The organism is Nocardia rhamnosiphila NBRC 108938 (assembly GCF_000720425.1).
GTDB classification, from domain to species: Bacteria; Actinomycetota; Actinomycetes; order Mycobacteriales; family Mycobacteriaceae; genus Nocardia; species Nocardia rhamnosiphila.
The window spans coordinates 54,865-76,906 of sequence record NZ_JOAJ01000007.1 but is presented as its reverse complement, the minus strand read 5'-3'; the positions used below and the strand labels follow the sequence as shown (position 1 = coordinate 76,906).

At 69.1% G+C, this 22,042-nt stretch carries 19 protein-coding genes; 10 read left to right on the top strand and 9 right to left on the bottom strand.

The window, feature by feature from the left end:
• Positions 1 to 284 precede the first annotated feature (284 nt).
• The 5 genes from IG75_RS0122725 to IG75_RS0122690 all read left to right on the top strand — a co-directional run bounded on the left by IG75_RS0122725 (position 285) and on the right by IG75_RS0122690 (position 9,007).
• On the top strand, positions 285 to 1,682 hold the full coding sequence (locus IG75_RS0122725; RefSeq protein ID WP_030523571.1) for a hypothetical protein: 1,398 nt from the start codon (positions 285 to 287) through the stop codon (positions 1,680 to 1,682).
• 136 nt (positions 1,683 to 1,818) lie between these two features.
• The gene (locus IG75_RS0122720) at positions 1,819 to 3,066 is read left to right on the top strand and encodes an AAA family ATPase (protein ID WP_030523572.1); all 1,248 of its coding nucleotides are present in this window, start codon (positions 1,819 to 1,821) and stop codon (positions 3,064 to 3,066) included.
• Complete coding sequence (locus IG75_RS0122715) at positions 3,063 to 4,298, top strand: vWA domain-containing protein (protein WP_030523573.1); 1,236 nt, start codon at positions 3,063 to 3,065, stop codon at positions 4,296 to 4,298. The genes IG75_RS0122720 and IG75_RS0122715 overlap by 4 nt, the downstream gene beginning before the upstream one ends.
• A gap of 2,597 nt (positions 4,299 to 6,895) precedes the next feature.
• A complete protein-coding gene (locus IG75_RS39250; protein ID WP_156059106.1) occupies positions 6,896 to 7,657 on the top strand; it encodes a hypothetical protein in 762 nt (253 codons plus the stop codon).
• Positions 7,658 to 7,957: 300 nt separating this feature from the next.
• A complete protein-coding gene (locus IG75_RS0122690) occupies positions 7,958 to 9,007 on the top strand; it encodes a fatty acid desaturase family protein (protein WP_030523577.1) in 1,050 nt (349 codons plus the stop codon).
• 430 nt (positions 9,008 to 9,437) lie between these two features.
• On the opposite strand, the gene IG75_RS0122680 is transcribed toward IG75_RS0122690, so the two are convergent.
• On the bottom strand, positions 9,438 to 10,982 hold the full coding sequence (locus tag IG75_RS0122680) for an acyl-CoA carboxylase subunit beta (RefSeq protein WP_030523578.1): 1,545 nt from the start codon (positions 10,980 to 10,982) through the stop codon (positions 9,438 to 9,440).
• A gap of 317 nt (positions 10,983 to 11,299) precedes the next feature.
• Here IG75_RS0122680 and IG75_RS40915 point away from each other — a divergent pair, with 317 nt between their 5' ends.
• Both IG75_RS40915 and IG75_RS0122670 read left to right on the top strand, forming a co-directional pair.
• On the top strand, positions 11,300 to 11,491 hold the full coding sequence (locus IG75_RS40915) for an IPT/TIG domain-containing protein (RefSeq protein ID WP_210436836.1): 192 nt from the start codon (positions 11,300 to 11,302) through the stop codon (positions 11,489 to 11,491).
• Between the two features lie 262 nt (positions 11,492 to 11,753).
• Entirely contained in the window at positions 11,754 to 12,752 is a 999-nt protein-coding gene (locus IG75_RS0122670; protein ID WP_156059108.1) for a hypothetical protein, read from the top strand.
• Positions 12,753 to 12,822: 70 nt separating this feature from the next.
• On the opposite strand, the gene IG75_RS0122665 is transcribed toward IG75_RS0122670, so the two are convergent.
• Together IG75_RS0122665 and IG75_RS0122660 are read right to left on the bottom strand one after the other, a co-directional pair.
• Positions 12,823 to 13,485 carry a response regulator gene (locus tag IG75_RS0122665; RefSeq protein WP_030523581.1) on the bottom strand — a complete coding sequence of 221 codons (663 nt, stop codon included), beginning with the start codon at positions 13,483 to 13,485 and terminating at the stop codon, positions 12,823 to 12,825.
• Entirely contained in the window at positions 13,482 to 14,564 is a 1,083-nt protein-coding gene (locus IG75_RS0122660; protein WP_030523582.1) for a sensor histidine kinase, read from the bottom strand. The genes IG75_RS0122665 and IG75_RS0122660 overlap by 4 nt, the downstream gene beginning before the upstream one ends.
• Positions 14,565 to 14,755: 191 nt before the next feature.
• On the opposite strand from IG75_RS0122660, the gene IG75_RS0122655 reads away from it, so the two are divergent.
• A complete protein-coding gene (locus tag IG75_RS0122655) occupies positions 14,756 to 15,121 on the top strand; it encodes a DUF6223 family protein (protein WP_030523583.1) in 366 nt (121 codons plus the stop codon).
• A 102-nt stretch (positions 15,122 to 15,223) separates the two neighbouring features.
• Here IG75_RS0122655 and IG75_RS0122650 read toward each other — a convergent pair whose 3' ends face one another.
• The 3 genes from IG75_RS0122650 to IG75_RS0122640 form a co-directional block, all read right to left on the bottom strand.
• Positions 15,224 to 15,775: a hypothetical protein gene (locus tag IG75_RS0122650; RefSeq protein ID WP_051714834.1), complete on the bottom strand. Its 552-nt coding sequence runs from the start codon at positions 15,773 to 15,775 to the stop codon at positions 15,224 to 15,226.
• A 94-nt stretch (positions 15,776 to 15,869) separates the two neighbouring features.
• Positions 15,870 to 16,865 carry an MlaD family protein gene (locus IG75_RS36500; RefSeq protein ID WP_162183803.1) on the bottom strand — a complete coding sequence of 332 codons (996 nt, stop codon included), beginning with the start codon at positions 16,863 to 16,865 and terminating at the stop codon, positions 15,870 to 15,872.
• Between the two features lie 273 nt (positions 16,866 to 17,138).
• Positions 17,139 to 17,399, bottom strand: a complete 261-nt coding sequence (locus IG75_RS0122640; RefSeq protein ID WP_051714832.1) for a MarR family winged helix-turn-helix transcriptional regulator — start codon at positions 17,397 to 17,399, stop codon at positions 17,139 to 17,141.
• Between IG75_RS0122640 and IG75_RS0122635 the strand changes: the two genes are divergently transcribed.
• Entirely contained in the window at positions 17,393 to 18,571 is a 1,179-nt protein-coding gene (locus IG75_RS0122635; protein ID WP_036515022.1) for an FAD-dependent monooxygenase, read from the top strand. The genes IG75_RS0122640 and IG75_RS0122635 overlap by 7 nt on opposite strands.
• A gap of 54 nt (positions 18,572 to 18,625) precedes the next feature.
• Here IG75_RS0122635 and IG75_RS0122630 read toward each other — a convergent pair whose 3' ends face one another.
• Complete coding sequence (locus IG75_RS0122630) at positions 18,626 to 19,084, bottom strand: nitroreductase/quinone reductase family protein (protein WP_030523588.1); 459 nt, start codon at positions 19,082 to 19,084, stop codon at positions 18,626 to 18,628.
• Between the two features lie 135 nt (positions 19,085 to 19,219).
• Positions 19,220 to 19,603, bottom strand: coding sequence for a winged helix-turn-helix transcriptional regulator (locus IG75_RS0122625; RefSeq protein WP_030523589.1), 384 nt, complete (start codon positions 19,601 to 19,603; stop codon positions 19,220 to 19,222).
• 84 nt (positions 19,604 to 19,687) lie between these two features.
• Between IG75_RS0122625 and IG75_RS0122620 the strand changes: the two genes are divergently transcribed.
• A complete protein-coding gene (locus tag IG75_RS0122620; protein WP_030523590.1) occupies positions 19,688 to 20,668 on the top strand; it encodes a zinc-dependent alcohol dehydrogenase family protein in 981 nt (326 codons plus the stop codon).
• A 66-nt stretch (positions 20,669 to 20,734) separates the two neighbouring features.
• Here IG75_RS0122620 and IG75_RS0122615 read toward each other — a convergent pair whose 3' ends face one another.
• Positions 20,735 to 21,952 (bottom strand): MFS transporter, encoded by a 1,218-nt coding sequence (locus IG75_RS0122615; protein WP_051714831.1) that lies wholly within the window; start codon positions 21,950 to 21,952, stop codon positions 20,735 to 20,737.
• Between the last annotated feature and the right edge of the window lie 90 nt (positions 21,953 to 22,042).

Here is a 22,042-nt window from a genome sequence, read left to right as displayed (position 1 = left end):
ATCAGCACGATGACAGGCCGGATCGCTCCCACGTCGAAACGCGGAAGCGGCGATCGCCGAGCACCATGCCCATGACCACGGTCGATTCCTTTCGTCCGATATCCCAGCATCGCACAGGCACGCTGCCGCACCGCACCCGGTGGGGTCCGGGATCGTCATGACCGCGAGGGCCTGCCGAAGCCGCGACCGAGGAGCGGATGGCCAGGATCCGTGCCGGCGGATATGATCTTCGCGATGACGACTCATTCTGATCGAAGATTGGGGGTCCTGTTCGTGCACGGTGAGTGCTGATGCGCACTCCGATCACGAATGGGAACGATTCCCGCCTGTCCTTCTGGCTGCGCGTGCGCGAATTCGCCGTGCCGCCCACCATGATCGAAACCGCGACCGCCCGGCGTCTCGCCGGAGACTGGGCGGGGGCATGTGCCGCAGCAGGTTTCGATGTCGATATCGATCTACTGGCGCTGACGCGGAGTCACGGCAGGGAGACTGCGGCCCGGGTCCGGGACGATCTACGCCGGCTGGCACCCGAACTCTTGCGGTGGCATATGCCGCGATGTGCTCCCGACGGGTTGCTGCGACCGGGCCTGACCATCGCATTGGCTCGCTACGGTCCGCCGGGTACGCGAAATGACCGGGGCAGAACAGGTTCGGTATCCCTCGTGGCCCGTACAGCGCCCGCCTGGGCGGATGCCGGTCAGCGGGTCGGCCTCGCGCTGTGGGACGGATCCCACGCCGGTACCGACCCGCATCCGCATCCCCGTCCCGACCGGCGTTTCCGCCTCGATCTCCACCGCCATCTGTGGGATGCCCACCGGTCCGATGAGCTGCGGATACGTTGCGGTGCGGAGCGGTCGGTGGCTGATGCGAGCGCCGTCCCGGACCTCCCCGCGCGGGTGCGTGCGGGTTGTGCCGTCGGACGCTGGGTGGCGGAAGCGCAGATTCTGTTGCGCGCCGAAGGCCGGGAGACCGGTCCGCTGCGGGTGCGGTTCGGGGGCCGGCGCGAAATGGTTCTCGAGCCGGCCGCCGCGGACGACGGTTCGGCCACGCTACGGACCGCCGCGGCATACCCGAATGGGCGAGTATCGGCGCTGCCGGTCCTCCCCGACGCGGCGACCTGGGCTCTTCCCGACCTGGCACTGCTCCGGTCCGGTGCGATAGCCCCTGGCCGGCTGCATCCGCTGGTCGCCTCGGCCCTGATACCGGGCTGGTCGCCGGCCGATCCGCCGCGCTCCACGGATCGATCCGACCGGGCACATCTGGTGGCGTGCCGAGGTGAGCAACACCGGATCGGGCTGATCGACGGTGTGTTGGCCGCGCTCGACCACGACCCGGCCGAGATCCGGCGCGAGGAGCTGCTCGCCGCCCTCACCGGCACCCCGCTGCCGTGTCTGCAGGCCATCGATCGCGCCCATCGCCACCCGGATTGTCTCGCCGGCGTCCGCGAACGCCTCGACCACGGTGACATCGCCGGTGCGCTGGCCGTCGTCGAGGGCCTGCTCGGCCCGGACGCCGTCCTACGCGACGGCCCGTTACGGGACGAGCTGGAGGCGTCCGCGCGACAGCGGATCACCTACGGCATGTTCCGGGCGGGTTCGGCCGGAGCCGGCCCCACACGTCCGCAACCCGCTCGCGGCCGGGCCAATCGCCGCGCACACCCACGTCACGCGACTTCGCGCTGATCTCCGTCCGCACCTATCCGACGAAACGGTTGCTCCTCGTCCCATGCGCCGCCGAGCGCGGCCTCGTGCCGATCCCCTCGCACGCATCGCCGTAATCCCATCGACCCGACCCTTCTCGACCCAAAGGTGACTCCTCATGCCCGCACCCCTTCAGTGCCCTCCCGTCTCGGAGCGCACCCATCTCTCCCCACTCGATATCGCCGGTGAACTGTTGTCCCTGCTCGGTGAGTCGACCACCGAACCCCGCACCGACACCCAGCTGGAAGCCCTCACGCTGGCCGTAGCCGCTGATCTGCCGGTACTCCTGTGGGGCGAGCCGGGGATCGGCAAGACCGCGGCTCTGACCCGACTCGCGCAATCCCTGGATCTACCACTGACGACGGTGATCGCGAGTGTGCACGAGCCGTCGGACTTCTCCGGTCTGCCCATCATCGGAGATGATCCCGCGGAGCACGGCGTGCCGATGGCCCCGCCGGACTGGGCCGTCCGGCTGGTGCGGGCCGGGCGGGGTCTGCTGTTCCTCGACGAGCTGTCGACGGCGCCGCCCGCCGTGCAAGCCGCCCTCCTCCGCGTGGTCCTCGAGCGACGGATCGGCGCACTCCGCCTGCCGCCCGGGGTCCGCATCGTGGCCGCGGCCAATCCGCGCTCCTCGGCGGCCGACGGCTGGGAGTTGAGCCCGCCGCTGGCGAACCGTTTCGTACACCTGTACTGGACCCACGACACCGAGGTCGTCGTCCGCGGTCTCGGCGGAACCTGGCCCCGTGCGACCCTGCCCCGGCTCGAGGCGGAACGGCTCACGGAGGCGGTGACCTTCGCTCGCCGTGCGGTATGCGGGCTCCTCGCGGCACGCCCCAACCTCGTCCATCAACTCCCCACCAGCGAGACGCGGCGGGGTGGGGCGTGGCCGTCACCACGGAGCTGGGATATGACCCTGCGGCTCATCGCCTTCGCCACCGCCGCCGGGTCCTCCCGGGATGTGCTGTCCCTGCTGGTCCGGGGCACCGTGGGAGACGGTCCCGGCTTCGAACTGCTGACCGGCATCGACCGGATGGACCTCCCGGACCCCGAGACGCTGCTTGCCGACCCGGCCGCCGCCGACCTGCCCGAGCGCGGCGATCTGCGCCAGGCCGTGCTCGACGGCGTGGTGGCGGCGGTCCGCCGCCGACCGGATGAATCCCGCTGGAATGCCGCGTGGGTGCTCCTGGTGAGAGCGGTGGAGACCGGCGCACCGGACCTGGTGGTCGTGCCCGCGACCACCCTCGCCACCCTGCGCCGGGACCACTGGGAGGTCCCGTCGTCGATCGAACGACTCACCGGAATGGTGTCGGTATCCCGGGGAGCCGATCGGGCCGCCGCCCGCGTCGCCGCGAAGGGCGGCCGATGACCGATTCGCCGAAGCTCGACTCCGAGAAAGTCTTCGCCGCCCGCCTGCAGGCGGTGCGGGCGCGGCCCTACCTGGCAACCGCCCTGTACGCGTTGCATATCGTCGAGTCGCGCGACGTCCCGACGATGGGTGTGGACCGCTACTGGCGCTGCTATGTCTCGCCGGCGTTCGTGGACTGTACGCCGGTCGAGGAACTGGCTTCGGTTCTGGTGCACGAGGTGTCGCATCTGCTCCGCGACCATCACGCCCGCAGCGACCGATTCGCCCGCGAACACGAGCTGTCCGGCCCCGCCGAGCGACTGCGGATGAATATCGCCGCCGACGCCGAGATCAACGACGACGCGTTCTGCGATGGGTTGGTGCAGCCCACGGGTGCCGTCCTGCCCTCGACTCTGGGCCTGCCCGCGGGCGAACTGATGGAGGACTATCTACGCCGATTCCGCCTCGGCGCGCATACCGACGAACTGTCCTGGCTCGACTGCGGTAGCGGCGCCGACGGACTCGACCGCGACTGGGAGCTGGGACCGGACGGCGCGGAAGGCCTCGGCGACCAGGAACGCGACGCGGTCCGCTTCCGCGTGGCGCAGGGCATCGCCGGCCGGCCGGGGAACGCACCTCAGGGGTGGCGGCGCTGGGCGGCGGAGGCGCTGCATCCGCCGCAGCCGTGGCGAGACCTGCTGGGCGCGGCACTTCGCGCGGCGGCCACCGCGCCCGGCGTCGGTACGGACTACACCTATAGCCGTCCGGCGCGGCGCTCGGCGGGTGTACCCGGCGCCGTGCTGCCCGGCCTGCGGCGCACACCCCCTCGGGTCAGCGTGGTCATCGATACCTCGGGATCGGTCAGCGACACCGAACTCGGCAGCGCACTGCTCGAAGTCGCCGCCATCGCCCGGGCCGTGGGCGGCCGGCGGGATCTCGTCACGGTGCTGTCGTGCGATGCGGCAGCGCGTGTCGCGCACCCGCTGTGCCGAGCCGAGGGGATACCGCTGGTGGGCGGTGGGGGGACGGATCTGCGCACCGGTTTCACCAAGGCGCTTCGCGCGCGGCCCCGGCCGGATGTGGTCGTGGTGCTCACCGACGGCCAGACACCCTGGCCGTCACACCGGCCGGGGTGCCGGACCGTGGTCGGGCTGTTCCGCCGGGAAACCTCGTGGAGCGAACACGATCCCCACTACGTTCCGGCCGAGCCACCGGAATGGGCGCGGGTCGTGCATATCGGAACTCCGATCTGAAGGAGTGGGCTGTACCTGGTGATCAGCGGGTGTAGCCGACCCGGGTCCGGTGCGGACGGCGCCTCCAGTGCGATTCGGCTTCACATCGAGGATCTACGAAGGTAGATGGTGTGCGACAGCGGATTTCCGGCGGATGTGTCGCCGGTCTTCGCGGTCGCCGGCAGCTCGACCCGGGTTCGCATTCCCATTGCTGAAGAGCCGATCGCGATACGGTTAGCGTTGTTCGGTCGACAACCAGGGGAAAGTGATATCGGTCGACTACTACGGGTGATATGGAATCGCGCTGTCCGGCACCACATCGTCGAGTATGTCAGTACGCTCGACATCCTGATCGGTGCCGGCCCGACCAGAGACCAGCGGTATCAGTACAGGAAGTGTTGATATGAACCGTGTTTCGTGCGGTGGCTGTGCGATGCGGAGTTCAGCTGTCGGATCGCGCGAAATAGGTGCGGGCCACGGCGGGGCGCCACGTTTCTCGGGTGAGCGAAAACGCCGCCGTAGCACCTCATCCGAAGCGCGGTTGTCCGGTTGGTGAGCGACTGGTGTCGATAGCGAGTAGCGTGGCGCGACTGTCCCGGCGTCTGGTCGATGCGACCAGCGGACTCGGGGAGGGGCTTACGCGCCCGATGCGCGCCATCGCGGCCAGGGAGATCAGAGGCGCCGACATGTTCACAGACGCCGGTGACCCGGCGCGGATTCGACGAGCACTCGGTGAACGAGGGGACTATTCCGACGCGAGACCGGCACACCAGGCGATTATGGACCTCACCCGAGAGGTCACGATTCGAAGTCAGCTGCGGGATCTGGAGCGACGACGGTGGACCCTCGCGCAACGGTTGGACGAGCGACCGGAGTCCCGCGGGCTCATGCGGAGGCTCGAACGGGCCGAGCAGGACCACTCGGCGCTCACGGCTGCGTTGAACAGGCTCAATGCACATCGGGAGGCCGAGGGCCGGCCGCCCTGGGTGCCGAACCACAGTGACCGCGACATTGCGGAATTGCGAGTCGCGCAGAACAGGGTGCACGACGGGAGACGCGGCCTGGAGGAACTGCAGGCACGCCGGAACGAACTCCGGGCGCAGCGGGACGAGCTGCGCAGACAACAGCAACGGGAGTGGAATGACACCACTCCGGTCGGCACCGGGGACCGGAGCGATGTGACAGCCCAGCCGCGCTGGGATGTCCTGGAAAGCCGGTACAGCGACCAGGAAGCAAGGGTGCTGCCGGATCTGTCCGGAGCGCGGAACAACGCCCATTGGATGGCGGAAGAGCTGACGAGAGAACAGCAACGAGTGGCGCGGGAGATCCAGGATCTGGAGCGCGACGTCACGAGAGAACAGGACCGTCTGGACACGGCGCGGGAAAGGGCACACGGCCGGGCGGAGGCGGAGGAGCAGGCCCGCGTGGAAAGAGAGGCGCGGGAGCAGGCACGCCTCGAGGAGGAGCGGCAGCGACGCCTGGACGAGGAGGCGCGGGAGCAGGCACGCCTGGAGCGGGAACGCCTGGCCAGAGAAGCGGAAGAACAGGCTCGCCGGGATAGGGAGGCGGAAGAACAGGCCCGCCGGGATGGCGAGGCGGACCGACAGAGCCGGCGGGCAGGCCGGGATGAACTGCTGGTCATGCACGAGCCGGGCCTCCCCGACCGCAATCGTGCCGGCGCGGATCCGGATGCCGGCAGGCGTGGAGGTGCGCCGGATGCGGGTAGGCGTGAGGGTGCGCCGGATGCCGGTAGGCGTGAGGGTGCGCCGGATCGTGGCAGTGGTTCGGGTGCTGGTTCGGGTGCCGGTGCCGGGTCGGGTGCCGGGTCTGGTGCCGGGTCGGGTGCTGGTGCTGGTTCCGGTTCGGGTGCCGGGTCGGGTGCTGGTGCTGGTTCCGGTTCGGGTGGTGCTGGTTCCGGTTCGGGTGCTGGGTCGGGTGCTGGTTCCGGTTCGGGTGCTGGGTCGGGTGCTGGTTCCGGTTCGGGTGCTGGGTCGGGCGCTGGTGCTGGTTCGGGTGCCGGTTCCGGGTCGGCAGCCGGCAATGGTTCGGGTTCCGGTCGGAACCTCAAGATCGCCGGTGGCGTTGCCGTTGGCGCGGTCGCCGTGGGTGCCGGCATATACGCCATCGACGCTTTTTCGGACTCGGACTCGGACTCGGGCTCCGACTCGAGTGCTGGTTCTGGTTCTGGTTCGGAAGATGCGACTTCGGGTTCGGCGCGCGCTGGTTCGGGTTCGGAGCGCTCGGGTTCGCAAGTTTCTGCTGCGGCTCCGGCCCCGGGTTCACAAGCTGCTGCTGCCGCTCCGGTCTCGGGTTCGCCAGTAGCCGCTGCGGCGCCGGCCTCGGGTTCGCAAGTTCCTGCTGCGGCTCCGAGTTCCAGGGCTGCCGAGGCGAATTCCGGCTCCTGGGGTGCCGCGGCGGGTTCGAGCCCCGCGGGTGTCGCCGATATCGGTTCTACCGGTACCGAGGGCGGTGTCGACACCGGCCTCGCCTCGGACACCGGTTCCGGCGGCGACACGTCGGACGACTCGGCAGCGAAGATGTCACGGGCGCAGATCGATTCGCCGCCTCAGGGCGGCATCGGGATGGATCAACTGTCCGCGGCGGTTCCGCAGGGTGGTGTGCCATTCGATCCTTCCAGTCTGCTGATGCCCCTGATGATGTCGAATCTGCAGGATCCCGGCCTCGCCGACAGCGGTCCGGACGCGGATCTGGAAGACGATCGCGAGCGGTATCACGAGGACGGCCCGCAGCGGGGAGGTCCAGTTGCCGCCCCGCAGCCCGCTCAACCGACGGTCAGCACACCGCCGGTCCAGCAGTCGCCGGGCGAGGCGACAGCGGCGCCGGATTCCGGACAGCAGGATGACGCGAACGCACCGCGGACGGTGGCTCCGACCGGTGAAAAGGCGCGAGACGAGGACGGGCGTATCCCGTATACCCATGAAGGGGACAAGGTCACCGAGCAGGTGTGGCCGAGTGTCGCCGACGCTTACGAAGCGGCATACAGCAACAAGGGCGGTACCGATGGGAAGGCCGCCTACGCCGGTACGGACGCCGAGTGGCTGGACGAGAATGCCCTGGAGCCCGTCGACCCGAACGATCTGGCGAGCGGTGACCTCATCACCTTCGACGACGGATCGGCGGTGGTGCGGGTGCAACCCAAGGAAGGCGATCCGGAAGGTGGCATCGTGGATGTCATCATCAAGGGGGAGTTGACGCCGGTCGCGGAGGTGATGGCCGATGGCGCCGGTGAACTCGGCAGGTTCGCCGGTTTCCGGCGTCCGCCCGGTATCGGACCGCCCGGGTCGGCGGAGAAGAGCACCGGTGTCGCCGACCCGGGGCCGCCGAGTGACGAGTCCGGTGACGCGACCATGCCCGCCTGATCGGGAACCGGCTCCGCCGGGCGCTGTCGCCGGCAGTGCGGTGCTCGGCCCGCCGGCGCGTATTCGACGACCACCGGTTGCCGCGGGGTCGGGAAGAGCTGATATCACCTCACAGTGCGATCCGATCTCATACCAGAGGATTACCCGGGACGAGAATCCGGCCGATAGCGTCGGTTTCATCGAATTCGTCAGCCCGACCCTGCACCCGAGACCGGCTCGACCAGATCTCCGACCGACGTCGACCGGTCGGCAGCCGAACGGGTGGAGGTGGCGTCCTTGTCTCAACTCTCAGGAAGATCTATGACGACACCGGCCTTGATATCCCAGTCCTCTCCACGATCACCACGCCGCGGCGCTGCCGACGGTGATTACTCCCGCCTGCTGCGCCGGATCTCCGACGCCGGACTGATGGACCGGCGGCCCGTCTACTACACCGTCCGGCTCGGCCTGGTGGCGGTCGCGTTCGTGGCCGGCTGGGCGGCATTCGTCCTCGTCGGTGACTCGTGGTGGACGCTGATGATCGCGGCGTTCATGGCCGTGGCGTTCGCTCAGGTCGCACTTGTCATGCACGATGTCGCGCACCGCCAGGTCTTCCGGCTGCGGCGGCCGACAGAGATCGTGGGCCGAGTGGTCGGCAATGCCGGGATAGGGCTGGCCTACGGCTGGTGGCAGGACAAACACACCCGCCATCACGCGAACCCGAACCACGAGGAACTCGACCCCGATGTCGCGCCAGATATTCTGCTCTGGTCACAGCGGCAGGCTCGGGCCAGCCGCGGTCTGCCTCGTCTCCTCGGGCGGGCGCAGGCATTCCTGTTCTTCCCGCTACTGCTGCTGGAGGGCCTGAATCTTCATGTGGCGGGCATACGAGCGCTCAGGAATCGATCGGTGAAGCATCGTTGGCTGGAAGGCGCCCTGCTCTTCGGTCACTTCGCCGTCTACCTGGCCGCGGTGTTCGCGGTTCTGCCCGTGGACAAGGCCTTCGCGTTCCTCGCTGTCCACCAGGCGCTGTTCGGCCTGTACATGGGCTGTATCTTCGCCCCGAACCACAAGGGCATGCCGACCCTGACCGGTGACGACCGCCCCGACTTCCTGCGCCGACAGGTGCTGACCTCCCGTAACGTCCGGGGCGGCGTCCTGACCGACCTCGCTCTCGGCGGCCTCAACTATCAGATCGAGCACCATCTGTTCCCGAATATGCCGACGCCGAATCTTCGTCACGCGCAACGGATAGTTCGTGACTATTGCGCCGAAATCGGCGTGCCCTACCACGAGACCGGACTGGTCGCGTCGTACCGGGAGGCGCTGGCCCACCTGCACCGTGTCGGTGCACCCCTGCGCGCCGGCTGACACATGAGCGCCGGCCGCACTTTTCCCGGCCGGCTCGCGCCGCTCCTCGCCCGTGGCACCGGGTTTCGCGCCGGCGCCCGGCCCGGCGGCGGCGCGGGCCGGCCGGCGGCGCGATCGTGATCCGCCGACCGGCCCGATAGAGCGTCATCTACTCGCTGTCGATGGAATCCGCCACCGGATCCGGCCCTGTCGCGGCCGGTTCAGTAGTAGGCCCCGGACAGCATGCCCAGCATGTTGAGCCACAGGATGTATTTCAGGAAGCCAGGCATATCTATCTTTCTTGGTTGTCGGTCCTGGTCATCGAACGGCATCCGCGTACGGATCGTCTTCCGAATTCCACGCGCCGCGCTGGAATGCGTGCGCTGCTGCGTCTTTCGTTCGCCGATGCCTGTTCGTTACATTGGCGGTGATGCCCGGCACCACCGCCTGTTCACAGCGGCAGCAGGTGATGCTTGCGCGGGTAGCGGATGACCTTCTTGTCGCGGAGCAGATGCAGGGCGCGCCGGAGCTCCAGCCGGGTGGCCGACGGCTCGATCACGCTGTCGATGTAGCCGCGTTCGGCCGCGATCCACGGGGTCGCGACGGTCGCGTTGTAGAAGTCGATCATCTGCTGTCGCAGCGCGCCGCGCTGGTCTTCGGGGGTCGCGTCGAGGACCTTGCGCTGGGTCAGGCCCACTGCGCTCTCGGCCCCCATGACCGCGATGCGCGCGGTGGGCCAGGCCAGGTAGATATCGCAGCCGAGAGCTTTGGCGCCCATGACCGCCCACCCGCCGCCGTAGGCCTTGCGGACCACCACGGTCACCTTGGGGACGGTGGCCTCCACATAGGCGAACAGGAACCGGCCGCCGCGCTTGATGACGCCGACCTTCTCCTGTTCCACGCCGGGCAGGAAGCCGGGGGTGTCGACCACCAGCACCAGTGGGATCTCGAAGGCATTGCAGATGTGGATGAAATGCGCGGCCTTGTCGCTGGCCTTGGCGTCGAGCGCGCCCGCCAGCACGGTCGGCTGATTGGCGACCACACCCACCGGGTGACCGTCGACGCGGGCGAAACCGGTGATCAGGTTCTTGGTGGCGGCCGCGCCGATCTCGTGGAACTCGCCGTCGTCGAAGATGCGCAACAGCACGTCGTGCATATCGTAGACCGCGTTGTCCGAGTCGGGGACCAGCGTGTTCAGCGCCAGATCGGATTCGGTGACCTGCGGCTCGAGTCCGGGATTGACGATCGGCGGCAGTTCGACAGCGCTCGACGGCAGATAGCTCAGGTAGTTGCGGACCCACGCGAAGGCGGCTGCCTCGTCCTCGGCCACATGGTGGATATTGCCGTAGGCGGCCTGGTTGTAGGCACCGCCCAGCTCCTCCATGTCCACCTTCTCACCGATGGCGTCCTCGATGATCTTGGGTCCGGTGACGAACATGTGCGCGCTCTTCGTGGCGACCACGACATCGGTGCAGATCGGCTGGTAGACCGCGCCGGCCGCGCAGTTGCCCAGAATCAGCGAGACCATCGGTACCGCACCCGAGAGCGGTTCCATCTTGGTCGCCAACTCGCCGTACCAGCGCAGCGACGTCACGGCCTCCTGGACGCGCGCGCCTCCCGAATCGTTGATCCCGACCAGCGGGCAGCCCGTTCGTCCCGCCAGGTCCATGATCGCGGCGACCTTGCGGCCGAACATCTCGCCGATGGTGCCGCCGTACACGGTCTGGTCATGGGAGAACACCGCGACGGGCCGGCCGTCCACCAGGCCTCGGCCGGTGACCACCCCGTCGCCGTAGAGGGCGTCCTTGTCCGCCGGATTTCGCACGAGAGCACCGATCTCCACAAAGGTGCCCGGATCCAGCAGCATCTCGATGCGGTCGCGGGCGGACGGTATGCCCTTACGTGCTCGTTTGGCGGCTCCCGCCTCTCCGGCCGGCTCCTGCGCGAGCTCCAGCTTCTTACGCAGGTCGGCCAGTTTTTCGGCGGTAGATGTCATCGAGCACATCCTCGTTTCTCAGCAGGAATACCGCACCGTGATCGGGGGTGGATGTCACCGTACCCGGACTCTCTCCGGTGCGGGTTTGTGAGCTCTCACCGATGTCGGTTCGCGCGGTGGGAACGGGTGGCGCCGCGGTGGTTCCGCCGCCGCGCCGGCTATCCGAAAACGGACGAAAACGGACCAAAACGGATCGTGAGATGCATTGCGCGGCAACAGGTCCAGGCGCCTAATGTAAGAGCGGGCGGCTATGAGAGCTCGAGTAGATCACTCGGTACAGCGAAGGACATCACCTCGGAAACAAGGAAGCATGCACCATGCCTACCATCACATCTCTGTCCCCAACCTCCGGCCCCACGGCCGGGGGCACGAGCGTGACCATCACGGGCACGGGTTTCCCTGCCCCGCCACTGTTCGCTTCGGCGCCACCGCCACCGCCTTCACCCTCGATTCCCCGGCCCGGATCACGGCCATCGCCCCCGGCGGTTCGACCGGTACCGCCGCGGTGACCGTCACCACGGCGCGGGGGACCAGCAATCTCCGGCACGCAGATCACCGCGGTGGCCCCGCGGGGTCCGCGGGCACAGTGCCGGTCACCGTCATGGGCTCGGGTCGAAGCAGTAACGGCCTCGGCTACACCTATATGTGATACCTGGGGGTGCCGGGTCGTCGGCAGGTTCGCTCGGCGGCCCGGCCCCGCCGTGGTCGAACCGGCGGTGCTCGGGTCTCCGGCACAGTGGACGGAGACTGCCGGGGTAAAGGGGGTTTTCGTTGGCAACCGTGTTGAAGGTTCTGCTGGCCGAACGGCATCTGAAGAGCCATCCGGATTTCTTGGCCGCGTACGACAGGTGCGCGGCCCAGCTCGACCCGCCCATCCCCCCGGGCCACGGGCCCGCGAAAGCCCAGTATTACCAGTGGCTCTCCGGACGCATGATCGGGCTACCCCGCGACTATCACTGCCGGGTCCTGGAGAAGATGTTCCCGGGCTGGACGGTCGAAGGATTGTTCCGGATCGCCGGGTCGTCCCCGGCCCCCGGCCGGCCCCGGCCCGCGGGTGCCACCGACGTCGATGCCGTACTCGAGGCATTTCTCGGTGCCGAGATGGTCACGGACGGAGCGCTTCTCGTGCATTCCTCGTTCGAGTCGGCCGAGCCGGTGGACGACCGGCGAACGCCGGGGTTCGCGCGCCGGAGTCTTTTCGGCAGGAAGGAGGGTGCCCACGCGCCCCGGCAGCCCGCGGAAACGCTGGTCGTCCTGGAGAGCGACCTCCGCGGTCTGCTGTACGTTTTCGATCTGCTGCAGCGGCATACACGTATTCCGGTCCGGATACGGAGTGACCGCGACATCGCCGCGCCCTACGACCGGCCCTTCATCAGTTTCGGGCTGGGCGGCAACGACTGTCTCCGCAGATACGCCGAAATCGCCGAACGTCCGCTGTTCACTGTCGACGACCGCGCGACCGGCGGCAGTTTCTACCCGCGGCGCGTGGAACTCAGCGACGGACGCCGCTTCGACGCGCACGACGTCGTCGATGTCGGGATCATCGCGCGAGTGCGGCCGAGCCCCGATCTGCACCCCGGTCGATACTGGGTGTACTGCGGGGGACTGGGCCGGCGCGGCACCGCGGGCGCGGGCCGGTATCTCGCCGACAATTGGAGCCCATTGCAGCGCAGTGTCGGCGACCACGATTTCGTGGCGGTCGTCGGACTCCACAAGTACTCCGATGAGGCGAACGGTATGGAACACCTGCTGATCGATTCGGCCGGATAGTCCGCTGTCGAGCACGATCCGGGGCGCCCGGCCGGGTGATGCCGCACGCTCGTGGGTGGGGGAGGGCAGATCACGCCCGGCGCGGGATCACGAGGCCGGATTCGTAGGCCAGGACCACCAACTGGGCGCGGTCGCGGGCATGAAGTTTGGTCATGGCCCGGTTGACGTGGGTTTTGGCGGTCAGCGGGCTGATCACCAGGTGGGCGGCTATCTCACCGTTCGAAAGACCGCGCGCGACGAGGACGACCACTTCCCGCTCACGGGCGGTCAGTCCGGCCGTTCCGGCGATCACGTCCGGGGCCGGCGGCCGGCTGACATACCGGTCGATCAGCTTGCGCGTGATCGACGGCGCGAGCAGCGCGTCACCGCGGGCCGCGACCCGGACGGCGTGCAGGAAGTCCTCCGGGTGGATGTCCTTGACCAGGAATCCGGCCGCGCCCGCGCGCAGGGCGTCGAAGACGTGCTCGTCGAGACCGTAGTTGGTCAGTATTACGACGTGCACTCCGGCCAGGGCCGGGTCCGCGGCGATACGCCGGGTCGCCTCGATGCCGTCCACGACCGGCATCTGGATATCCACCAGCGCGATATCGGGCCGGTGTTCGCGAGCCAGCTCGACGCCTCGTGCGCCATCGGCCGCCTCGGCCACGACCTCGATATCGTCTTCCAGTTCGAGCAGTGCCCGGAAACCGCTGCGGATCAGCGGCTGGTCGTCGACCAGCAGAACACGGATCACGGCGTCCGCTCCACGGGCAGTTCGGCCCGGACGGTGAACCCGCCCTCGCCGCGGGGCGCGGCGTGTAACCGGCCGCCGAGGGCGGTGACCCGTTCCCGCATCCCGAGCAGTCCCACACCCGGCTCGGACCTGATGTCCGGCGTGGCTCGACCGTCGTCGTCCACCCGGATCACCACAGCGTCCGGGCGGTAATCGATACGGACCGTCGCGGTCCCGGCGGCGGAGTGCCGGGTGATGTTGGTCAGCGACTCCTGGATGATCCGGTACGCGGTCCGGTCCACGGCCACCGGCAGGGTGTCGGGCCGCCCGGCAACCGTCAATGTCGCATCCAGTCCGGTGGTGCGGACCCGGTCCACCAGCTCCGCGACATGATCGAGTCCGTACGACGGTGGGCGGTCGTCACGCAGGACCGCCAGGGTGGCCCGCAGCTCCCGGGATGCCTCCCGCCCGGCCTCCAGGATCGCCGACAGCGCGTCGGGCACCTGCTCGCCGCGCCGTCGGGCCGAGTGGACGGCCACCTCGGCCTGCACTTTGATCACCGAGATCTGGTGGGTCAGGGAATCGTGCAGCTCCCGCGCGATATGCAACCGCTCTTCGTCGGCCCGGCGCCGCGCGGTCTCCTCCCGGGTACGTTCGGCTTCGTCGGCGCGCCGCTCGGCCTGCCGTAATGCTTCGCCCGCCGCGCCCGCGGCGACCAGCCACGCCAACTGCAGCACGTCCCGGGACTCCATGAGCGCCTCGCTCACCAGGAGTCCGCGCGGCGAAATCAGCAGCGCCAAGGGCATGGCCGCCACCATGACCACCGACCCCGCCGCGGCCGCCGCCCAGCGCCCGGCGCGGACCGCCGCGTACACGGCGACCAGGAACGCGACCGCGGGTACGTCCACCCCGAGAGCCTGATACGCCAACGCGGTCGACCCCGTCACGGCCAGCACGGCGACCGGCGCCCGGCCGGCCGCGACCGGCGCCAGCCCGCCGACGACCAGCAGCACCCAGCCGACCGGCGGCCCGGACACACCGGAGACCAGCTGGAACACCGCGATGCCCGCGGCGACCGCCCAGTTCCGGAGCCTTTCCATTGCTGCACCCTAGCCCGATGTGCGCGCGGGGAGATCGTGCACGGGGATGATCGCCGGCTACTGCGGACGCAGTACTCCCGCCGCCGGCTACGCCCCCGGCGGCAACCGGAATGCCTCCGTGCGCACGACGCCCGGAGACGGACTCGGCGGCGACGATGGCCACGTAACAGTCGTCGGAGAAGGAGGACGTCATGTCCGTTCGTCAGCTACTCGTCACCTCGGAGATCCTGGCGCAGTCGGACGCCGCCGGGCTGACCGCCGGACGTTTCTGGTCCCTGGTGGGTGTGGCGGTGGGACTCGCGGGTGCGGTGATCGGCGCCCGCGCCGTCGTCCGCCGCGCCGGACACCGCTCGGCGGTCGCCGCACTGGTGGCAGGGGTGGCCGGTCTGGTATTCGGCGGGTTGGTCGTCCTCGCCGCCGAGGGCGGGCCCGGCACCGGATACGGGATCGTCGGCGGCTTCCTCGCACTGGCCATCGGATCGGTCGCCGCGGCCCTCGGTGCGTTCGCGCTGTGGCGGGTTCGGCTCTCGTCGGCCACCTCTGGGAACGACGGATGAGGACGCGGCGGGCGAGGTTCCAGGCGTGCCCGGGTCCGTGACCGCTCCACACCCATGCGGATCCGCACAGATATCACGCGGGGCACCGGGAGCCCGGCGTCCTCATCGCGGGCGGTAGTCGGCGACAAGCCATTCGTTCCCGACGCGTTGCACACCGACGGTCACCAGGGTGGGGGCGTCGACCGGTTCCGGATGCCGGACGTTACGGGTCTGCTGGGTAGCGAAAACGGTGACGATGTAGTTGTCCGCGTCGACGGCGTCGACCGCGGTGCTCACGACCTCGCCCTGGGCGACGACCTCCGCCTCGGTCATCACCTTCGCGAGTGTGTCGCCGACGGTGTCGTAGCGATGGGCGAACGCGGCGGTTGTTCCCTGCCGGACTCCGGCGAAGAAGGCGTCGAGGCTGCGGAAGTCATAGGTCAGTGAACGTTTCGTGTAGTCGGCGGCGACGGCGGCCACCCGGTCGCGATCGGTGATGCGGGCGCGTAGGTCGTCGAGCTCATGCTGGGCGGAGTACCAGCGCCAGCCGAGAAGTGCCGCCAGGACGACGAACGCGACCGCGGCGAGTCCCCACGCCGATACGGTGGCCAACGAACCCGGGGCGCGCTGTTCCTCGAGCTTCCACTGTGCGCCGGTCTCCGTGGTATCGCTCACTGAGGGTCCTCACTGACTACGGAAATGCCGGTGCGGCAGCGGGATCCGCGGAGGGGGGAGGGCCTGGATTCGATCCGGCCCGGCCGGGTGCGCTTCATCGGCACACCGCCCGTTGCCGCGTTCCGGCGAGGCCGACCGGGGTCAACGGCCAGGTCGAACAGGTGGCCGCGGATTCCGTGCTTCCTCCCGGATGGTCCGAGTTCAGGCCGTTGATCAGTTCCGGCTTCAGCGACAGGACCTCCACGAGCTGGTCGGGGCGAGAAGCGAGTACGCGTAACTGCTCGTGCAGGGCCGGGTAGGCGTCTTCGGAAAGAGATTCCGGCCCGGCGAGGAGCCCGCCCTCCGAATCGAGGCTCGTATCCTCCGCGAACAGCGAGTTCACCAGTTTCGCGGCGTCGTCGAACAGGCCCACCAGGGCGGCGATCCCCTCGATGAGTTCGCCGACCTGTTCGGCGATACCGCCGAACTCGGTGGCGATCTTCCCCAGATTGTGAATGAACACCGCCACGGCGGCGTGCTCGTTCGTCGCGTACTGGAGCAGATCGCCCAGCGCCGTCAGTACCGGTCCGATGCCCGCGCCGTCGCCCTGCAGGACCCGGCCCACGTTCTCCGCCACCCGGCCCAGTTCTTCGAGGTCGAGCGCGGTGAACAATGGCCGGAATCCGTCGAACAGCCGCGATATGTCGACACCGGGCGCAGTCCGCTCGCGCGGAATCGTTGCCCCGGAAGCGAGCACGGTCCCTCCGGGACCGGACTCGAACAGCTCCAGGTAGTACTGTCCGAGCGGGCTCTGATAGCGGACCGCGGCGTGCGTGGTGTCCAGGACCGGCCGGTCGCGGCCCAGGGTGAATTCCACCCGGGCCGTGGCATCGTCGGCGGCATCGATCGTGGTGACGGTTCCGATCCGGGCTCCGGCCAGCTGGACACCGCTACCGGCGGTGAGCCCGGAGATATCGGTGAAGACCGCCGCGTATTCGGTGTCGGCCTCGGTGGCCGGTCCACGCGCGGTGGTCATGACCAGGCTCAGGCAACACACTGCGGCAACACCGAAGACGGACAACCCGATCGCGGGGCCACGCACGGAAGACATCGGACTCCTTCTGGGAGGTCGGCCGGCCATACGATGTGCGGCGCGGTGCCGGCGACGATTCGAGCTGCGCTCGAGCCGGTCGGCCGACGACCGGGGACGCCGCGACGACGAGGCGGTCCCGCGGTTGCGGTGACAGGCAAGGGCGACCGAACACTATGGCACGACCGCCGGCGGACCCAGGTCCAGAATCATGGCGAGCATTTCTCGGTGAAGCGAGATCGGCCGCCGCCGAACAGCTCTCGGCGCGAGTCGGCCGGCCGGAATGCCGACGGCCTACGGGCTGTCCTCGACGACCTTCAGGTGCGCGGTGAGGTCATCGACGAATCGGCCGAGTAGCCCGCCGAAAGTGCGGCGGTCTTCGTCGGACCAGCCGGCCAATGCCCCGGTGAACCACCCGAGCATCCCCTGGAGGTAGCGGTCCGCGGCCGCCGCGCCGTCCGGGGTGAGTTCGATCAGGCGGGCCCGCTGATCGTCGGGGTCGGTGATCCGGCGGACGAGTCCGCGCCGCTCCAGATCGTGCAGCAGCCGTGTCACGTGTCCTGATCTCCGGCGCGAGCATCGCCGGTCCCGCGACGGCGTACTGGCTCGACCGGTACGGATTCGAGGTCACGGTGGTGGAGCGGGCGAGCGCGCCCCGCGGTGGCGGTTACCCCATCGACATCCGCGGTACCGCGCTGGAGGTGGTCGCACATATGGGCGTATTGCCGCAGCTCCGAGCCGCGCATATCGATACGCGCCGGATCACCTTCCTGAACCCGGACGGCAGCCCGATCGCCGCGGTCCGGCCCGACGCGCTCGCCGGCGGAACAGCGGGGCGCGACCTGGAGGTGCCCCGGGGCGCCCTCACCGAAATCCTGTACAGCGCAATCCGTGACGACGTCGAATTCCTCTTCGACGATTCCGTCCGCACCCTCCGCGAACACGACCTCGGCGTGGACGTGATTTTCCGCAGCGGAACCCGGCGCACCTTCGATCTCGTCATCGGCGCCGACGGCCTGCACTCGAATATCAGGAGCCTGCTCTTCGGTCCCGAGGAACAGTTCCATCACTACCTCGGCTACTGCTTCGCCGGTTTCACCATGACCAACGATTTCGGTCTCGCGCAGGAGGGCGTCCTGTGGAACACGCCCGGCCGGTCCGCGGCCCTCTACGCCGTCGGTGACGGCCCGCAGTTGCACGGCTTCCTCAACTTCGCCCGCACCGACCCCCCGTTCGACGCGTTCCGGGATCCGGTCGCCCAGCGTGACCTCGTGGCCTCGGTCTTCGCCGGCGACGGATGGGAGATTCCGCGGATGATCGCCGATATGCGTGCGGCCGACGATCTCTTCTTCGACGTCGTCAGTCAGATCCACCTGCCGCGCTGGTCGTCGGGACGGGTCGCCCTGGTCGGCGACGCCGCGTACGCGCCGTCTTTCCTCACCGGCCAAGGATCGAGCGTGGCCCTGGTCGGCGCGTACATGCTGGCCGGCGAACTCGCCACGAACCCCGGCCACCCGGCCGCGTTCAGCGCGTACGAACGCGGGATGCGGGAATTCGTGCGCCTGAATCAGGAACTGGTCACCGAGGGCGAGGCGAGTCTGTTCCCGACTACCGCCGAAGCCCTGGCACAGCGGAACGCGGCACTGCGCGAGCTCGTTTCGCTACCCGCGGCCGCGGGCCGGGCCGCGCATTCGGCGCTCACCCTGCCCGCATTCACCGCCACGTGACAGCTGTCGGACCGCACCGGGCAGGGATCATGTTCGCCCGGACCACGCGACACGCTAGTCGGCGCGGCCCGAGACTCGTTCCACCACCACGAGCGGGATCTCCCGTTCGGTCTGCTGCTGATGTGCGGCCATATGCGGGAACCGGTCGGCCAGCATCGCGAACAGTCGCTCCCGTTCGGACGCCACGGCGGTGTGCGCGGTACCGGTGAACAGATCGATACCGGCCGGGGTGGGCCGCTCCACGATGACCTGCGGCTCGGCGACCAGATTCCGGTACCACGCCGGGTGTTCGGCCGCGGCCATATTGGACGCCCACAACACGATTCGATCGTCACCGTCGGTCAGGTACCCGAGCGGCACGATATGTTGCCGCCCGCTACTCCGGCCGACGGTGGTCAGTAGAACGAGGTCGGACCCCTTCAGCATCCCCTCCATTGTGATCTTCCCGCCTTCGGCGCGGAAATTCTCGACCACGGACCGATTGAACGCACGCATATCACTCGGCAACGACATCTCCGGAATATTAGTCGCCGCGCTCCGCCGCGTCCGGCCGGAAACGGTTCGGTGCTACGCACCGGGCTCCGATGCTCGAATGCCTCCCGGCCGGGTCCTGCGGGAGTACTCGGGTGGATCCGGCCATCGCCGGGATCAACCGGCCGGGTGTGCTTGATCCGAAGCGAGGTTCCGGTTCGCTTCCTGGAAGTCGGCGATCGCCCCGCCGTGGTCCCGCGCCCAGCTCGTCAGGACCTCGATGGGCTCGACGAGGGTCCGGCCGAGGTCGGTGAGGCCGTACACGACCCGCCGTGGCGCTTCGGCATGACGTTCGACCAGACCGTACTGCTGGAGTCGGCGCAGCGTCTGGGTGAGGACCTTGCGCGAGATGCCGCCGATGAGGTCGACGAGTTCCCCGTGCCTGTGAGGTTGCCGGCTGAGCCCGAAGAGCACGAGCACGGCCCATTTGTCGGAGATGATCTCGACCGCCAGGCGGGTGGGGCAGTCGGCGAGGAAGGCCGGTCCGGCGGTGTTCTGCATGGAATTCGAAGGTACCAGGAGGTAACGCACGGCTCCGTAGCGTTCTGGAGCAGCGCATTCAGCGCTGGATACGGAGGAATCACCATGTCACGAGTCGTCGTGTTCGACCGGTTCGGCGGACCGGATGTCATGCGCATCGTCGAGGAACCGATCGTCGAGCCCGCAGCCGGCGAGGTCCGGGTCAGGATCGAAGCGTTCGCCGTCAACCCGCTCGACCTGATGATGCGTTCCGGCAGTATGCCCGCGGCCGTCGCCCTGCCGCACGCCCGCCTCGGCGTCGAAGGAACCGGCATCGTCGACGCGGTGGGCCCCGAGGTCAGCGGGCTGGAGGCCGGCGATCCGGTCGTCCTGACGGCCGTTCCCGACGCGAGCGTCCGGGGTAGCTACGCCGAATACACCACCGTCCCCGCGAGCCGCGTCCTCGCCCGGCCGGCCGGGCTCGGCGTCGCGGAGGCCGCGGCGATCTGGGTCGCGTACTCCACGGCCTATGGCGCGCTCGTCGAGAAGGCGGGGATGCGTCCCGGCGACCACGTCCTCATCACTGCCGCGTCCGGCGGTGTCGGCCGGGCGGCGATGCAGATCGCGAACCAGATCGGCGCCGTGCCCCTCGCGGTCACTCGGCACGCCGCGAAGAAGGACGACCTGATCGCCGCCGGCGCCGCCGCGGTCATCGCCACCGACCAGGCGGGTATCGCCGAAGCCGTCCGTCACCACACCGGCGGAACCGGCGCCGATATCGTCCTCGACCTCGTCATGGGCCCCGGCCAGCAGGATCTCCTGGCGGCGGCCCGCCCGGGCGCCACGCTGGTCGCCGCGGGCTTCCTGGATCCGCGGCCGGCGTCCTTCCCGGGCGGCACATCGCTCACGATCCACGGCTACCGGAGTTTCGAGCACACTCTCGACGCCGTGGTGGTGCGGCGTATGGCGGCCTTCCTGAACGCCGGTGTACGCCTCGGCGCGCTGCGTCCCGCGATCGGCGAGGTGTTCGGCCTCGACGACGTCGTGGCGGCGCACCGGCACCTCGAGAAGGGAATCCATACCGGGAAGATCGTCGTCACGGTCTAGCCGGCCGGGTGCCGGTCGATCCGGCGTCGCCGCGGACGACGGCCCCGCCGAGACGGCAGGTCCGAGTCATCGGATATCTGCCGTCGCCCGGGAATGTCGAACAGACGTGATCACGACGATCGTGGCGGCGATCCCGACGGCTGCCGCGGCGAGTGAAGCCGTTGCCGCCCAGCCGAACCGGTCGACGGCTGCGGCACCGGCGGCGGACCCGAGGCTTCCGCCGACGAAGTACACCAGCATGTACACGCTGTTGAACCGCGCCGGAGCGGCCGGGTCGATCGATAGGACGGTGCTCTGATTCGCCACCTGTGCGGCGAAGAGACCCGCATCGAAAAGTGCCAGGCAGACCAGTGTTACGAGGGTGTCGGTGAGGGTGAATGCCGCGACGGTCGCGGCCGCTCCGGCCAGCGCCAGCCCCGCCAGAACGACGCGCGTGGCGCCCACCCGGTCGGCCCAGGCGCCGGCGAGCCGGGCTGCCGGAATACCCGACAGCCCGGCCGCCGCGTAGAGGCCGATCTGCTCCGCGGAGTACGAGAACGGCGGCTTCGAGAGGGCGACCGCGAGCCCGGCCCACACCGCGCAGAACGCGAAGAACCACATCGCGCCGCATATCGCCGCGACCCGGAGCTCGGTGTACCGCACGAACAGCCCGGGCAGCGAGCGCAGCGTCGCGATATAGCCGCGCTCACCGGCACCCCGTGTACCCGGCAGCACCACCGCACAGGATGCCGCGAATACGGCACAGAACGCGGCGAATACGAGAACCATGCCACGCCAGCCTATTTCGTCGGCCAGCCACCCGCCGGCGATCCGGCCGGCGAGGATCCCCACCGATATTCCGGCGGTCACGATTCCCAGGATCGTCGCGCGCCGACGCGGTGTAGCGAATCGGCCGGCCACGGAACTGAGGCCCGCGCCCACTGCCGAACAGGCTCCGACCACACCGGTCACCATCCCCAGTCGCCACACATCGTCCACCGCCGCACACACCGCCAGTGCTCCTGCCAGGACGGCGAACTGGAGCGCGAGAACCCGTCCGGGTGGGAAGCGGTCCACCAGTGGGACGAGCAGGCCGAGGCCTGCCAGGTAACCGGCGGGTCCGCACGCGAGCGCGAGTCCGACCGCGGCGATCTGCGAGTCCAGAGACTGCGCCACATCCGCGATCGCGGGTTGCAGTGGATAGATCGTGGAGGTGCCGAGTGCGGCCGCGACGGACATGAACAGGACGACGGAACCGTGTAGGTGATTGCCGGCATCCGGCCCTGCGGAAGGATCAGTATTCACATCGGCCGACGGTATGAAGTGGCGGGTTTCGTCGCTGGCGGGATCGCGACATCACCGTCTCGCGGGCCGGCCCGCCGCTGCCGAGTGCCG